General features: G+C 42.0%; 13 protein-coding genes. 11 read left to right on the top strand and 2 right to left on the bottom strand.

The window, feature by feature from the left end; all coding sequences use genetic code 11:
* The first annotated feature begins 6 nt into the window (after positions 1-6).
* Positions 7-1,146, top strand: a complete 1,140-nt coding sequence (tgt, locus tag QNI29_RS15140) for a tRNA guanosine(34) transglycosylase Tgt (RefSeq protein WP_231417319.1) — start codon at positions 7-9, stop codon at positions 1,144-1,146.
* Positions 1,147-1,182: 36 nt separating this feature from the next.
* Positions 1,183-1,452, top strand: coding sequence for a preprotein translocase subunit YajC (gene yajC, locus QNI29_RS15135; RefSeq protein ID WP_231417318.1), 270 nt, complete (start codon positions 1,183-1,185; stop codon positions 1,450-1,452).
* A 39-nt stretch (positions 1,453-1,491) separates the two neighbouring features.
* On the opposite strand, the gene QNI29_RS15130 is transcribed toward yajC, so the two are convergent.
* Positions 1,492-1,869 (bottom strand): TIGR04086 family membrane protein, encoded by a 378-nt coding sequence (locus tag QNI29_RS15130; protein ID WP_231417317.1) that lies wholly within the window; start codon positions 1,867-1,869, stop codon positions 1,492-1,494.
* A gap of 127 nt (positions 1,870-1,996) precedes the next feature.
* On the opposite strand from QNI29_RS15130, the gene QNI29_RS15125 reads away from it, so the two are divergent.
* From QNI29_RS15125 to QNI29_RS15115, 3 genes are all read left to right on the top strand, one after another.
* Positions 1,997-3,301: an ArsB/NhaD family transporter gene (locus QNI29_RS15125; RefSeq protein ID WP_231417316.1), complete on the top strand. Its 1,305-nt coding sequence runs from the start codon at positions 1,997-1,999 to the stop codon at positions 3,299-3,301.
* A 69-nt stretch (positions 3,302-3,370) separates the two neighbouring features.
* The gene (locus QNI29_RS15120) at positions 3,371-4,039 is read left to right on the top strand and encodes a DUF421 domain-containing protein (protein ID WP_436663197.1); all 669 of its coding nucleotides are present in this window, start codon (positions 3,371-3,373) and stop codon (positions 4,037-4,039) included.
* Between the two features lie 61 nt (positions 4,040-4,100).
* Complete coding sequence (locus tag QNI29_RS15115) at positions 4,101-4,778, top strand: class I SAM-dependent methyltransferase (RefSeq protein WP_231417314.1); 678 nt, start codon at positions 4,101-4,103, stop codon at positions 4,776-4,778.
* A 90-nt stretch (positions 4,779-4,868) separates the two neighbouring features.
* Here the strand turns inward: QNI29_RS15115 and spoVB are convergent, their stop codons facing one another.
* Positions 4,869-6,419, bottom strand: a complete 1,551-nt coding sequence (spoVB, locus tag QNI29_RS15110) for a stage V sporulation protein B (RefSeq protein ID WP_231417313.1) — start codon at positions 6,417-6,419, stop codon at positions 4,869-4,871.
* Between the two features lie 147 nt (positions 6,420-6,566).
* On the opposite strand from spoVB, the gene QNI29_RS15105 reads away from it, so the two are divergent.
* From QNI29_RS15105 to QNI29_RS15080, 6 genes are all read left to right on the top strand, one after another.
* Positions 6,567-6,884 (top strand): post-transcriptional regulator, encoded by a 318-nt coding sequence (locus tag QNI29_RS15105; RefSeq protein ID WP_231417312.1) that lies wholly within the window; start codon positions 6,567-6,569, stop codon positions 6,882-6,884.
* A 202-nt stretch (positions 6,885-7,086) separates the two neighbouring features.
* Positions 7,087-9,441 carry a protein translocase subunit SecD gene (gene secD / locus QNI29_RS15100; protein WP_231417311.1) on the top strand — a complete coding sequence of 785 codons (2,355 nt, stop codon included), beginning with the start codon at positions 7,087-7,089 and terminating at the stop codon, positions 9,439-9,441.
* A gap of 304 nt (positions 9,442-9,745) precedes the next feature.
* A complete protein-coding gene (locus QNI29_RS15095; protein ID WP_354665911.1) occupies positions 9,746-10,045 on the top strand; it encodes a LapA family protein in 300 nt (99 codons plus the stop codon).
* A 152-nt stretch (positions 10,046-10,197) separates the two neighbouring features.
* Positions 10,198-12,549: a single-stranded-DNA-specific exonuclease RecJ gene (gene recJ / locus QNI29_RS15090; protein ID WP_231417309.1), complete on the top strand. Its 2,352-nt coding sequence runs from the start codon at positions 10,198-10,200 to the stop codon at positions 12,547-12,549.
* Positions 12,549-13,061 carry an adenine phosphoribosyltransferase gene (locus QNI29_RS15085; protein WP_231417308.1) on the top strand — a complete coding sequence of 171 codons (513 nt, stop codon included), beginning with the start codon at positions 12,549-12,551 and terminating at the stop codon, positions 13,059-13,061. The genes recJ and QNI29_RS15085 overlap by 1 nt, the downstream gene beginning before the upstream one ends.
* A gap of 203 nt (positions 13,062-13,264) precedes the next feature.
* Positions 13,265-15,472: a RelA/SpoT family protein gene (locus QNI29_RS15080; protein ID WP_231417307.1), complete on the top strand. Its 2,208-nt coding sequence runs from the start codon at positions 13,265-13,267 to the stop codon at positions 15,470-15,472.
* Positions 15,473-15,478: the final 6 nt, after the last annotated feature.

Raw genomic sequence — 15,478 nt, 5'->3', positions numbered from 1 at the left:
GTATGAATGATGCCAATTAGGTACGAACACATCAAAACATGTAAACAAACAGGAGCTCGTTTAGGTCGGGTTCATACACCACATGGTTCTTTTGAAACGCCCATGTTTATGCCGGTAGGAACTCTTGCTACGGTTAAAACGATGGCACCAGAAGAGCTGAAGCAAATGGGAGCGGAAATTATCCTTTCGAATACGTACCATTTATGGTTACGTCCGGGAGAAGATATCGTAGAGGAAGCAGGCGGTCTTCATAAATTTATGAACTGGGATGGCTCCATTTTAACGGATTCAGGTGGCTTCCAGGTCTTTAGTTTAAGTAAGCTTCGTGATATTAAAGAAGAAGGCGTTCATTTCAGAAACCATATTAGTGGTGAGAAGCTATTCCTATCACCAGAGAAAGCAATGCATATTGAAAACTCGCTTGGTGCTGATATTATGATGGCATTCGATGAATGTCCTCCATATCCAGCTAGCCACGAATATATGAAGAAGTCTGTTGAACGGACGAGCCGTTGGGCTGAGCGTTGCCTTGAAGCCCATAAACGTCCCCATGATCAAGGTCTCTTCGGAATTGTACAGGGCGGGGAGTATGAAGATCTTCGTCGCCAAAGTATAAATGACCTTGTATCCATGGACTTCCCAGGTTATGCTGTTGGTGGACTTTCTGTTGGGGAACCAAAAGACGTGATGAACCGTGTGTTAGAGTTCACAACACCGTACTTGCCAACAGATAAACCACGTTACTTGATGGGAGTAGGTTCTCCTGACTCGCTAATCGACGGTGCCATCCGTGGTATTGATATGTTTGATTGCGTATTGCCGACACGTATTGCTCGTAATGGAACGTGTATGACGAGTCAAGGTCGCTTAGTCGTCCGGAATGCAAAATTTGCTCGTGACTTCGGTCCAATTGACCCAGAATGTGATTGTCATACATGCCGTAACTACTCAAGAGCTTACATTCGCCACCTCATTAAATGTAATGAGACATTCGGCTTCCGACTTACAACTTATCATAATCTTTATTTTCTGTTAAAATTAATGAAGCAAGTTCGAGAAGCGATTATGGAAGACCGTCTTGGTGACTTCCGTGAAGAGTTCTTTGAACAATATGGCTTCAATAAACCAGATGCTAAGAACTTCTAAATGATAGAAGCTTATTCTTGAAAGGAGGGAAAACACATGGCAGGTTCTGCAGGTTCATTAATTATGCTAGCCCTAATGTTTGTCCTGTTTTACTTCTTGCTTATTCGCCCGCAACAGAAGCGTCAAAAGCAAGTAAAGCAAATGCAGTCTGATCTTCAAAAGGGAGATCACATCATTACCATTGGTGGCATGCACGCAACGATTCATGCGCTAGATGAAAACACGCTTATTCTACAGGTAGAAGATGGAACGAAACTTACATACGATCGTTCAGCTATCCGTGAAGTCGTGACTCAGAAAGCATAAAGAAAAACGCGCTTACCTCTGTTGAGATAAGCGCGTTTTTTATTTGGATTTCCCTCCAACATTAACTCCCATCATCCCGCCGAATAAGGCCATCACTACATAGCCTCCCTGATAAAGGAGTTGAGATGTGGAAACGCCTTTTTGATAACCTAAGAATTGAAATAAGAGAACAAAAACAAGAAAACCAATCCCGGTCAATAGTCCGAGCAACCAGCCCTGCTCTTTCCCTTTTGCTCCGGAAATGAAGCCTCCGATAAAGAGTGTAATGAGTCCAATGATGAGGGTGGCCCATTGCAGAGTGGATTCAGTCATATTTGAGAATTTAAGGAATAAGGCCAACGCGAAGCTGCTTACCACCATCAGAACAAGAATGGTTCCCCATCCATAGGCCAATGCCATCATTCGATCTTTCGCCATAGTATTTCTCCTCCCTGTTCGTCCATCTTTCTACCACTTTATTCACAAAAAAAATAAATAGAATAAAATATTTTCTGGAGGCTCTTGAATATAGTAGTAAAAATGGACAAGGAAAAGGGGGGTTCGAATGGAAACGACCCTGGCGGTTGCGGTGTTTATTATCAGTTATGTGTTTATTATGTCAGAGAAGATAAATCGTGCGCTCGTAGCTTTAGCGGGCGGAGTCTTTATGCTGCTTAGTGGTATCTATAGCTGGGAAGAAGCGTTCACAAGCTTTATTGATTGGTCTACCATTACCCTTTTGTTTTCAATGATGGTGCTTGTTTCGATTACAAAGAAGACAGGCTTATTCGAATACATAGCCATCTTGTTAGCCCAGAAGGTGAAAGGGGCTCCTATTCCACTATTAATTGTGACGGGGGTGCTGACGGCCATAGGTTCTGCGCTACTTGATAATGTAACCACCGTTCTTCTATTTGTACCAATCTTGCTCACGCTCACTTCAAAATTAAATCTTCCCGTTTTCCCTTATCTACTGACCGTTATTCTTTGTGCCAACATTGGCGGGACAGCTACGTTAATTGGAGATCCCCCAAATATTATGATCGGGCAAGCTGTTGAACACTTTACGTTTATGTCCTTTCTTGTGCATCTTGGCCCTGTTGTCTTCTTAATATTTGTGACGACGCTCGGTGGGCTTGTCTTCTTGTTTCGCAAATCCCTTGTTATGGGGGAAGGGGATCAGGTGAGGTCCATGATGGAGATCGATCCTTCATCTTATTTGAAGAAAACCCCCATGCTTTACCAATCCGTTTCCGTGTTATCTCTAACTATTCTCGGTTTCCTTCTCCACGCGTTTGTCCATGTTGAGCTGACAACGGTGGCTGTGTGCGGGGCGATCTTACTCCTTTTATTAACAGAACGAGAAGCAGATACAGAGAAAGTATTTGAAGAGGTAGAGTGGATTACATTATTTTTCTTTATGGGTTTATTCATGCTTGTAGGTGGTCTTGAGCAGGTTGGAGTCATTGATGAGTTAGCCAGGGGGATGATCTGGGTAACAGAAGGGGACTTGCCTTCTACGGCTCTTATGATTCTGTGGATCTCAGGTTTGTTCTCAGGCATTGTAGACAACATCCCTTTTGTAGCTGCAATGATCCCGGTCATAAAAGAATTTCAGTCGTATGGGATGACGAATTTGGATCCTTTATGGTGGTCCCTCGCCCTTGGAGCTTGTTTAGGTGGCAATGGAACCTTAATTGGCGCATCAGCCAATGTTGTCGTGGCGGGCTTGGCCTCAAGTGCTAGACATCCAATTGGCTTTTTGAAATTTATAGCATACGGAATGCCGGTTGTACTTTTCTCTCTGGTGGTCTGTACGGTTTACATCTGGTTTCGTTATCTTGTGCCATTTATGCAGGCGAGTATGTAACAAGCATAGGAAATGTCTGATCGGTTTACACTAAGACCATTAGGGACAACAGAAAGAAGTGAACCTGGTGTGAACTTAGAGGAAGTTTGGATTATTATTTGGAGAACTTTTGCAACTTATTTCGCTATTTTAGTGATCTTTCGCGTCATGGGAAAAAGAGAAATTGGAGAACTTTCCATACTCGATTTAGTGGTGTTCATCATGCTTGCTGAAATCGGTGTCTTCTCCATTGAAGAGCCGAAGGATGAATTCATCCATGCTGTCATTCCCATGCTCGTCCTTTTACTTATACAAAGATTAAGTGCATGGTTCTCCCTAAAGAGTCAATGGTTCAGAGAAACCGTTGATGGCAAAGCATCGGTCATTATACAGAATGGCAAAATTGATGAGAATGAAATGAGGAAGCAACGATATAATTTCAATGATTTGCTTCAGCAGTTAAGAGAAAATGGGACCTCCTCTGTTGAGGAAGTTGCTTTTGCCATATTAGAACCATCTGGAAAGCTTTCGATCTTAGAGAAACAAGACAATCCATCTCCCGATATGAACGGATTCCTCATGCCATTTATTACGGACGGAAAAATTCAAGAGGAAAACTTAAAGCGGAATGGAAAAGATGAGAAATGGTTGTTAGAGGAGATCCGTAAGAGAGGGTATCAACATCCTGACCAAATTTCATTGCTTAGTGTTGACCATAAAAATAAATGGTACATCGACGAATACGATGAAAAGAAGTAACATAAAGAGAAGGTGGCTCGAAGGAGCAACCTTCTTTTTTCATGATAAGGAGGGAGAAGAAATGAGCGAATCGTTTAATTGGCATAAAGCCGTTACAAAGAAATGGGATCAAAATGTGGCCTTTTGGAGCGAGAAGAGTCGTTCGATGTGGAATGAAGGGTCCAGGTCTGGAATTATCCCCTTTGTGAAAAGGTACGTGCCAGTTGGGAGCCAAATGGCAGATATCGGCTGTGGAGACGGATACGGAGCCTTCTTACTAAGTGAAGCAGGTTATGATGTGACAGGAGTAGATATTTCTCCGAAGATGATTGAACACGCAAATCAGATAAGCGGTGATCGATTAATCTTTAAACAAGGCGACCTAGCTGAACTTCCGTTTGAACAGCATACATACGACGGTCTAATGGCCATTAATTCTCTAGAGTGGACTGAAGACCCTAAACATGCTTTAGACGAGCTCTACCGTGTGTTAAAGCCAGGGGGGCGACTTTGTATAGCCGTACTTGGACCGACGGCAGGACCCCGTCAAAATAGCTACAGAAGGTTATACGGAGAAGATGTGATCTGCAATACGATGATGCCATGGGAATTTGAACAGCTAGCTAGTGAAACCGGATGGCGGACATTAGATGGGTACGGAGTATTTAAAGAAGGCGTAAAAGAAGATGTCAGCCATATGCCGAAACCTCTTCAGCAAGCACTGACCTTCTTGTGGGTGTTTATGTTAGAAAAACAATAGGCAAGCCTTAGTGCGCTAACGCCCATACAAAAAACCAAGCCAAGAATCACAAAGGTGATTTTTGGCTTGGTTTTTATTTTTACCTAAGTCTTACCGCTTCTTCTGGAAAAACGGAAGTTGTTGCAATTCTTCTTTCGTGATGAAGCGGAAGACGAAGAGGAAGATAATATAGACTACGGTGAAGGCTGTAATCAATAGCAAGAATGGGACAGGGGCCATCGTAGCTTCCTTGAAGAGTTCGTTCATTTTGTAACCTACAAACCATGTGATCCCCATTAGCATGATCATTTTCCCGATATCAACTAGTGGTATACGGAACTGGATCGCTTTCATTAATGTTGCAAGATGTAAGAATGTAACGAGAATAACGCCCACGACAATAGCAAGAGCTACGCCCATAATGCCAAACTCAGGTTGAGTGGCTAAAGAAAGTAAAACGGCAAACTTTACGACTGCACCGATCAGGCTGTTCCACATGGCAGCTTTGGCTAAGTCAAGGGCTTGCAAAGCAGCTTGTAAAGGAGCCTGGAAGTAAAGCATTAAGAAAAACGGCGCCATAATCAGTAAGAACCGAGAAGCATTTCCGTGTCCGTACATAAACGTTAAGATCGGTGTTGCAAAGATGGTTAATATGACAGTAGCGATGGCACCAGAAGCAAAAGACAAGCGAATGGCTTGATGGATTCTATAGTGTATAAGGGTTTGATCCCCTTTAGCTCCGGCTTCACTGATATTTGGCACAAGAGCGACAGATAGAGACTGGGTAATAAATGTCGGTAGCATTAGAAGGGGGAGTGCATACCCGGTTAATTCTCCGTACTGTCTTGTAGCCATGGCCGTTTGAACACCTGCCATAGCTAAGCTTTGAGCGACAAGGATAGGCTCTAAGAAAAAGGAAATCGATCCTACCATGCGACTTCCGGTCGTTGGTAGAGCGATGGACATGAGTTCATTAAAGGTTTCCTTCCCGTTCTTAATATACGTCATAAATTTCCTTCTTACTTTCACTCGTTTTTTCACTTTAAACATATGGAGCATATAAAGAAGTGAACAAAATTCTCCCAAAACCACAGAAATCATCGCGCCGGCTGCTGCATATTCCACACCATATGGGGCTAGCGCTTTCGTAAACAACGCCACAAAGCTAATTCGAACGATTTGTTCAATAACTTGCGAGTATGCTTGTGGCTTCATGTTTTGTCGCCCCTGGAAGTATCCGCGTAGCACAGAGGAAATCGCTACTATTGGAACAATAGGGCTGATGGCAAGGAGTGGATAGAGTGTGCGCTCGTCCGTCAACAAAGTCTGAGATAATAAAGGTGCTAATAAGACCATCCCTGTCGTGAAGATGATGCTCAGAACGCCTGTTACGCCAAGTGAGATAACAAGTATTTTCTTTACTTTCCGTAAATCTCCAATGGCCTCTGCTTCAGCTACTCGTTTCGAGATGGCTACAGGTAACCCGAACTGAGTTAGGGTGATGACCAGAATAAGAGTAGGTATGGCCATCATATAAAGGCCAACACCTTCTTCCCCCATAATACGTGCTACGACGATTCGATTGACAAACCCCAGAAAGCGAGTAATCATGCCTGCTGCGATTAAAATAAGTGTACCTTGTAAAAAGGTTTGCTTGGTCATTCATTACGACCTACCTTCTCAAAGAATTGAAATTCGTATACAATGAATATATGCAGAAAAGGTGGGCAAGCATGACAAGCATTCTTAAATGATTGAAACCATTTCGCTTTCTGGAAAACTGGAGCTTTAACGAGAGGGGCACTACAAATGGAAGAAGGCAAACCGGTAAAGCAGTGGAAGCCGATGATTTACCCTGTTTTACAGAGCAAGAAAGAAGAATTTCATCTGTTAGGCTATAGTAAGGCACATGAAGAAGATATTTGGAAATGCCTTGAGAAGAAAGTGTGGAAAGGGAACCCGGTTTTGCGCTTACATAGAGCAGTTCAGGATGTTTTCCATTTAAGTGTTGGCACCTATATGAGTTATCTAACGGTTCAAGCCTATCAAAGTGATGACCTGCTTGCTCAGATCGAAGCGTTACGAAATCATAACCCGAATGAAGAAGAAAATGAAACGTTGTATTGACAGTCGTTCCCAAAGATTTCTATAATTACAATATTGGAGTTAGGCGATAGGGTCGCCATAATATCTTCTTTATGCTTCGTACATAAAGAAAAGCTCATGTAGTTGTAGAGTGGTAGGTAAGAAGACCACTCTTTTACGCGTGGGAGCACTACACGATATCATAAATCGTCGTTGGAGAAGTCAGAAGGAGGCACTTATACTTATGGTAAAACGCGGTCGTATCGTTGCGTTTTTTCTGCTCCTGCTTATCTTTGCAGGTACAATCGGAACAACGGTACAAGGAATAACAAAGGATATTCGCCTTGGGCTTGATTTACAAGGTGGATTTGAAATTTTGTATCAGGTTACACCTATTGATGAAGACCAAGAGATTGACAGGGATGCTTTAGAAGCAACCGTAGAAACGATTTATCGACGTGTCGATTCACTAGGAATTAGTGAGACAAGCGTCAATATTGAAGGGGAGGACCGAATTCGAGTTCAGCTTGCTGGTATTGAAGACCAGAACAAAGCCCGGGAGCTCATTGGTACCTCTGCTCGTCTGTCGTTCAGAACAGTTGATGACGATGAAATCCGCATTAACGACGAACCTCTTTCACTTGAAATGGATGAAGAGGATAATAATGAACCAGACACAGAAAAAGGAGAAATCTTTAATGGATCAAATCTTGTAGAAGGCAGTGCTCAACAAGAATTTCATCCTGATACGAAGGCTCCGATTGTTACGTTAAAAGTAAAAGATGCGAAAGAGTTCCAAAGTGTAACCAAAAAAGTTTCTCAGTTAGGGAATGATCCATCGACCCCTTACAATGAGAATTCTATGGTCATCTGGATGGACTTTGATGAAGAAGATTCCTTTATAGCTGACTTTAACAATCCAGAAAAACAAGGGTACATTTCAGCCCCACGCGTAAGCGAACCATTACTTACGAAAGAAGTTATGATAACAGGGGACTTTACGGTCGACGGTGCTCAAGAACTTGCTAACATTTTAAATGCTGGTTCACTGCCTGTTGATATGAAAGAGCTTTACTCTACGTCAGTTGGTGCGCAGTTCGGTGAACAAGCATTAAACAAAACGATCTTAGCAGGTGCCATAGGCATTGCACTGATCTTTGTATATATGATGTTCTACTACCGTCTTCCTGGTGTAGTAGCCGTTATTACGCTGTCCACGTACATTTTCTTAATTCTACTTGTCTTTGAATTAATGAACGGGGTCCTAACACTACCTGGAATCGCCGCGCTTGTGCTCGGTGTTGGTATGGCTGTTGACGCCAATATTATTACGTACGAACGCATTAAAGAAGAAATGAAAGCAGGGAAGTCAACTTTATCTGCCTTTAAAGCGGGTAATAGTCGTTCTTTAGCCACCATTCTTGATGCGAATATCACAACAATCTTGGCTGCCATCGTTCTGTTTATCTTTGGTACGAGCTCTGTAAAAGGGTTTGCGACCATGTTGATTATCAGTATTCTGGTTAGTTTCTTAACGGCGGTTTATGGATCTCGCTTAATGCTTGGTCTCTTAGTGAAGAGCCGTGCATTAAACAAAAAGCCAGGACTCTTTGGTATTAAGCCAAGTCAGGTGAAAGACATTGAAAAAGGAGAAGAAGTCGAAGCAAAAGTCTTCGGTCGTTCCTTTGACTTTGTTAAACACCGTAAGAAATTCTTCGGAATCTCTATTGCCCTCATCCTTGCCGGTGCCATTGCTCTAGGGGTGATGGGACTGAACTTAGGTATCGACTTTACTAGTGGTTCTCGCGTACAAGTCTTAGCTGATGAACCTATTAGTGAAGAAGAAGTGAAAGAGGAATTTGAAGGACTGGGTTACACACCGAAGAAAGTGGTTATATCCGGTGAAGATGATGAAATAGGCGTGGCAAGATTTGCGAGCGTCTTAACAGAGTCTGAAATTGCAGACATTAAGAGTCACTTCAATGACCTATATGGAAGCAGTCCAAGTGTCAGCACGGTATCAGACATTGTAGGTAAAGAACTTGTGAAAAATGCGGTATACGCAGTAGCGATTGCGTCGATTGGTATTATCATCTACGTAACCATTCGATTCGAAATTTATTTTGCCTTAACGGCGATTGTTGCTTTACTACACGATGCGTTCTTTATTATAGCGCTGTTTAGCATCACCCAACTCGAGTTTGATATAACAATTATTGCTGCGATTCTTACCATCGTCGGTTATTCCGTAAATGATACAATTGTTACGTTTGACCGTATTCGTGAGAATCTGAAGCTGAAGAAGAAAGTGAAAACATTCTCTGAACTAGCAGAAGTCGTGAATAAGAGTTTAATGGAAACATTAGCTCGTAGTATTAACACCGTCCTGACGGTTGTATTCGCTGCCTTAATGCTTCTACTATTCGGAGCAACAGCCATTACAAACTTCTCATTTGGTCTTGTTGTTGGTTTAATAGCTGGTACGTATTCCTCCCTATTCATCGCAGCTCAGCTGTGGTTAGTATGGAGAGGTAGTATGCTTAAGCGTAAACCGATCGAGTACAAAGAGAAGAAACAAACTGGCGGCCCACAAGTATAAAAGTAAGAGCTCTCCCTACAGGGAGAGCTCTTTTTTACTTGACGGTGTAAGGCCGTTGTGTTTGTTAAGTGCTTGGGGGTGTCTGGGGAACGACTCGCTTTCCATGGCTCTACACGAGGTGGGGTCGTTCGACGTTCGTTAATTAAAGCAAACGGAAACACAACCTCAGCTTAAAGCCTACTGATATGGAGGGGGAGTTTTCAAGAAAGCCTCACTTGGGAATAGAAGAAGAAAGGAAGTGTAAAATAATTGAAAGGTTTTGAGAAAGGAGATGGGTTCTTTGAAGGGACAGAAGAATTTTATTTTGGCATTAGTATTTGCTCTTATTGTTGCAATATTCGCTGTGTTTAATGTCGATGCGGTAGAAGTGAATTACTTATTTGGTACGGGGCAAGCTCCATTGATCCTCATTATTTTAGGGTCCGTTTTAATGGGTGGCTTGATCGCAGGAATTTTTGGGACGGTTCGCAATTATCAGCTTCAACGAGATAATCGGGCTTTAAAAGAAAAGCTGAGACAATTAGGGGAAGATCCTGAACGGGTGACGGCCCGTAAGGCGGAAGAGGATAAGAATCAGGCGATTGAAGAAGAACGTGCTAAATAAAAACCAGGGTAGGATGAAATGAAATCATTTCATCCTACTTTTTTGTGGAAATCATTTTGTTTAAAAGGAGAGTTCCTCCTACCTTTTCCACCTGAAATTCATTTGCTACCCTTACTTGGCTCTTGTATAATGGGTCTGTTAGGGGTGAATCTATGTTACGGAGTAAAGCAAAATGGAATTTAACCCAAGAAGAGGAGCCAGCTCTCCCGATTGATCCATCTTTATCTTTATCTGATTTAACTCAAGAGTTATTAAGAAAAAGAGGGATTGAAACGAAGGAAGCGGCAAAGCTATTTTTATCTCCTCAACTGGAACAATTACATGATCCAATGTTAATGAATGATATGAACAAAGCCGTTGATCGCGTAAAACAGGCGATTGAACAGGAAGAATATATATGGGTGTTCGGCGACTATGACGCGGATGGTGTCAGTTCAACTGCGCTTATGGTTGAAGTCCTTCGTGAAATGGGAGCCTATGTAGAATTTTACATTCCGAATCGATTTACAGAAGGGTATGGCCCGAATGAAGAGGCTTTCCGCAATGCACATGCTGAAGGAATATCACTCATTATCACTGTCGATACAGGTATAGCGGCCAATCATGAAGCGGATGTAGCGAAAGAGCTAGGAATCGATTTGATTATTACAGACCACCATGAGGCTCAAAATGAATTGCCGGATGCTTATGCAATCGTCCACCCGAAGTTAGGTGGAACGTATCCGTTTAAGGAACTAGCAGGAGTTGGCGTAGCATTTAAATTTGCTCATGCTTTACTCGGTGATTTTCCAAAGCACTTGCTAGATTTAGTCGTCATTGGTACGATCGCGGACCTTGTCCCTCTCCATGACGAGAACCGAGTATTAGCTGCACATGGATTGAAAGCTATTTCTAGGTCCATCCGTCCAGGTGTCCAAGCTCTAAAGAAAGTGTGTAGTATTGAAGGGGATATCACGGAAGAAGATATTGGCTTTGCGATTGGGCCTCGTATCAATGCTGTAGGGCGATTACAGGACGCTTTTCCTGCTGTGGATTTATTGTTGACAGAGAGTGACGCTGAAGCAGATGCGTTAGCCAATCAAATCCATGCCCTTAATCAGGAGCGCCAAAAGATTGTCGCTGAGATTGCAGAAGAAGCCGAGCGAATGCTTGATTCTCAGGCTGATGATCTACCTTCTGTCATTGTCGTTGCGAAAGAAGGATGGAATCAGGGGGTCCTTGGGATTGTAGCTTCTCGTCTTGTTAATAAGTACGACCGACCAACGATTGTATTGACTGTTGATCCTGAGACTCAGACAGCCAAAGGTTCTGCCAGAAGCATTGATGCTTTTGATATGTTTACCAATTGTATGGAAGTACGAAGTCAATTCACCCATTTTGGCGGACACGCTCAAGCAGCCGGTATGACGTTGCCATTAGAAAATGTGGAAACGCTAAGAGAAGCGTTGAACGACCTAGCTGATCAAAAGCTTGCTCCTGAAGATTTCAAACAACTTTTAACCATCGATCGATGTGTGAGCCTAGAAGATATTACAATCTCAACTATTGAAGAGATTGCAAAGCTATCTCCGTTTGGAATGGGGAATCCGAAGCCACTCTTCCAATTAGAAGAAACGACCCCTGCTGAGGTCCGTCAGATTGGTAGTAAGCTTAACCATTTAAAAATGCGCTTTAAAGCAAATGGAAATGATCTCGACACGATTGGATTTGGGATGGGGGATCTTTATCCTCGTATTGCCCCTCAATCAGCTGTCACGATTGTAGGAGAGCTCTCTATTAATGAATGGAATGGGAAGAGAAAACCTCAAATTATGATGAAAGATTTAAGTGTGAACGACTGGCAACTCTTTGACCTGCGTGGCAATCGTCATCTCGAGAAGGCAATGCCGAGATTACCATTTGATCATACTGTTGCTATCTTCTTCGGCGAAGCGACAGAAGATCAGGCGTGGGTATTTGATTATTATCCGGTCATTGAATTGAATCACGACCCAGAACTAATTGGTGAACTGCCATTAGATGAAATTGAACATATGGTTCTTATGGACTTACCGAATTCTATGGAGCAGATCAAGTCCGTGATTCAAACGATGTCACCAAATAATATTTATGCCTGTTATCGGACCGATGATGCTGCTTTCTTAAAGACCTTACCAACGCGTGATCATTTTAAATGGTTTTATGGAATGCTGATGAAGAGAAAGAAATTCCATCTTGAAACAGAAGGACCGAAGCTGGCCGATTACAAAGGGTGGTCAAAAGATTCGGTGGAATTTATATCGCACGTGTTTTTTGAGCTAGAATTTGTTAGAATAGATAATGGACTTTTAACGCTGAATCCGAATCCTTCTAAGAAAGATTTGGCTGAATCAGCTTTATATCAACAAAAACACGAACAATTAAAAGTGGAACAAACGTTATATTTCTCATCCTATCCTCAATTAAAGGCTTGGTTTACCGAGCAAATGGATCGAGTTTCGGACGTTAAGGAGGAAATTAGTTAATGGATTATAAACAGTATATTACGGTTGTGGAAGATTGGCCTACAGAAGGCATTAAATTTAAAGATATCACAACCCTAATGGATAACGGCCCTGCATTTAAGTCAGCCATTGATGAAATTGTAGCATATGCAAACACAAGAGAAATCGACATTATCGTTGGACCTGAAGCACGTGGTTTTATTATTGGCTGCCCGGTTTCATATGCAATGGAAGTTGGATTTGCTCCTGTACGTAAGGAAGGGAAACTTCCTCGTGAAACGATTAAGGTCGACTATGGTTTAGAATACGGGAAAGATGTTCTGACCATTCATAAAGATGCGATTAAACCTGGTCAACGCGTTCTAATCACGGATGACCTACTAGCAACAGGTGGTACAATTGAAGCTACAATCAACCTTGTAGAACAGTTAGGTGGAATTGTAGTAGGTTGTGCATTCTTAGTTGAATTAACGTATCTTGATGGCCGTGAGAAGTTAGACGGTTACGATGTTTTAACACTAATGCAATACTAAACGGAAGAAAGAGTGCTCTCAAGATTTGAGGGTACTCTTTTATCATACGAGTACAAATCTAGCGAAATAATAGGTAAAATTTAGAGGATTTCGACATAAAATGAGTCTTTCCTCTTTACAATGTCTTCAGAATTCTCGATAATGAAACACATATATACGCTACGTCTATACCTATGACGAATTTCTAATAATCAGGTGATAGGATGTCTAAAGATAAAATTTTGACAGCTGATGAAGTAGTAGAACAGGCGAGCCAGTATCTGTCTAACGAAGATACTGAATTTGTTCGGCGTGCCTATGAGTTTGCTCAGGAAGCGCATAAAGATCAATACCGTAAATCTGGTGAGCCGTATATTATTCATCCTGTCCAAGTAGCGAGTATCCTTGTTGAACTGCAAATGGATCCTGTAACCATTGCCGGCGGTTTCCTACATGATGTTGTAGAAGATACGAATGTAACCGTTGAAGAATTGAAGGATCGGTTTAATGAAGAAGTAGCGATGCTCGTTGATGGTGTGTCAAAGTTAGGGAAAATTAAATATAAATCAAAAGAAGCACAGCAAGCTGAGAACCATCGCAAAATGTTTGTAGCGATGGCCAAGGATATTCGCGTCATTCTCATCAAATTAGCAGACCGATTGCATAATATGAGAACACTCAAGCATTTACCTCCTGAAAAGCAGCGTCGCATCTCTAATGAAACACTTGAGATCTTCGCACCGCTTGCTCATCGATTGGGGATATCTACGATTAAATGGGAGCTTGAAGATACAGCTCTTCGTTATTTAAATCCTCAACAGTACTATCGTATTGTGCATCTTATGAAGCAGAAGCGTAATGAGCGGGAGTACTATATTGGTGAAGTAATGGATGAAATTCATAACCAACTTGATGAGGTAGATATTACAGCCGAAATATCCGGCCGCCCGAAGCACTTATACAGCATTTACCGGAAGATGGTCCTGCAAAACAAGCAGTTTAATGAGATTTATGATTTATTAGCTGTACGTGTACAGGTTAACAGTATCAAAGATTGTTACGCAGTATTGGGGATTATCCACACATGTTGGAAACCAATGCCAGGTCGCTTCAAGGATTATATTGCTATGCCGAAGCCTAATCTGTATCAATCCTTGCACACAACGGTTATAGGCCCTAAAGGAGATCCTTTAGAAGTTCAGATTCGTACGCATGAAATGCATGATATCGCTGAATACGGAATCGCTGCTCACTGGGCTTATAAAGAAGGATTAAATGTAGAGTCAAATACGCAATCCTTTGATGAACGGTTAACGTGGTTTAGAGAAATATTAGAATGGCAGAATGAAACCCATGATGCTGAAGAGTTCATGGAGTCTCTTAAAGTAGACTTATTCTCAGACATGGTGTACGTCTTTACTCCAAAAGGGGACGTAATTGAACTTCCTTCTGGCTCTGTTCCAATTGATTTCTCTTATAAGATTCATACAGAAGTCGGGAACCAGACGATTGGAGCTAAAGTAAACGGAAAGATGGAGCCTCTGGATTATAAGTTGAAAACAGGGGACATTGTGGAAGTCATGACCTCGAAACATTCTTATGGTCCATCGAAAGACTGGATTAAGATTAGCCAGACGTCTCAGGCTAAGAACAAGATTAAGCAATTCTTCAAAAAGCAACGTCGAGATGAGAACATTGTAAAAGGGAAAGAACTGGTCGAAAAAGAGATCCGTTCTATGGAACTTGAGCCTAAAGAAGTCTTGAATGCAGACAACCTTAATCGCGTTGCGGAGAAGTTTAACTTTACAAATGATGATGACATGTATGCGGCGGTTGGATATCAGGGGATCACTGCAGCTCAAATTGCTACACGTCTAACAGAGAAGATCCGCCGTAAGCAAATTAAGGAGAAGGATCTCGAAGAAACACTTGAGGGTGTACAGAATGATATCAAACGACCTACACATTCGAAGAAAAAGAAAGACTCTGGTGTTCGTGTTAAAGGCGTAGATAACCTTCTTGTACGGCTTTCCCGCTGCTGTAATCCTGTCCCTGGAGACGATATTGTTGGTTATATTACAAAAGGGCGCGGGGTATCCGTTCACCGTTCTGACTGTCCAAATGTTAAAACAGATGATGTCAGAAACAGACTTCTCCCTGTTGAATGGGAAAACACCGGTGAAGATAGTAAGCAATACAGCTTAGACTTAGAGATCTCAGGATATGATCGCCGTGGGCTCTTAAATGAAGTCTTACAAGCCGTTAATGAAACAAAAACGAATATTACGGCTGTAACAGGTAGATCAGATCGAAATAAAATGGCTACCATTCATATGACTATTATGATTCAAAATATTAGTCATTTAAGAAAAGTCGTTGATCGAATTAAACAGATTCCAGATGTTTACACGGTTCGCCGTGTATTGCAGTAAGGAGAG

It is taken from the genome of Pontibacillus chungwhensis (genome assembly GCF_030166655.1).
Classification (GTDB): domain Bacteria; phylum Bacillota; class Bacilli; order Bacillales; family BH030062; genus Pontibacillus.
Note: the sequence above shows the minus strand (reverse complement) of the source record. Positions and strands in the feature narration are given on the sequence as shown.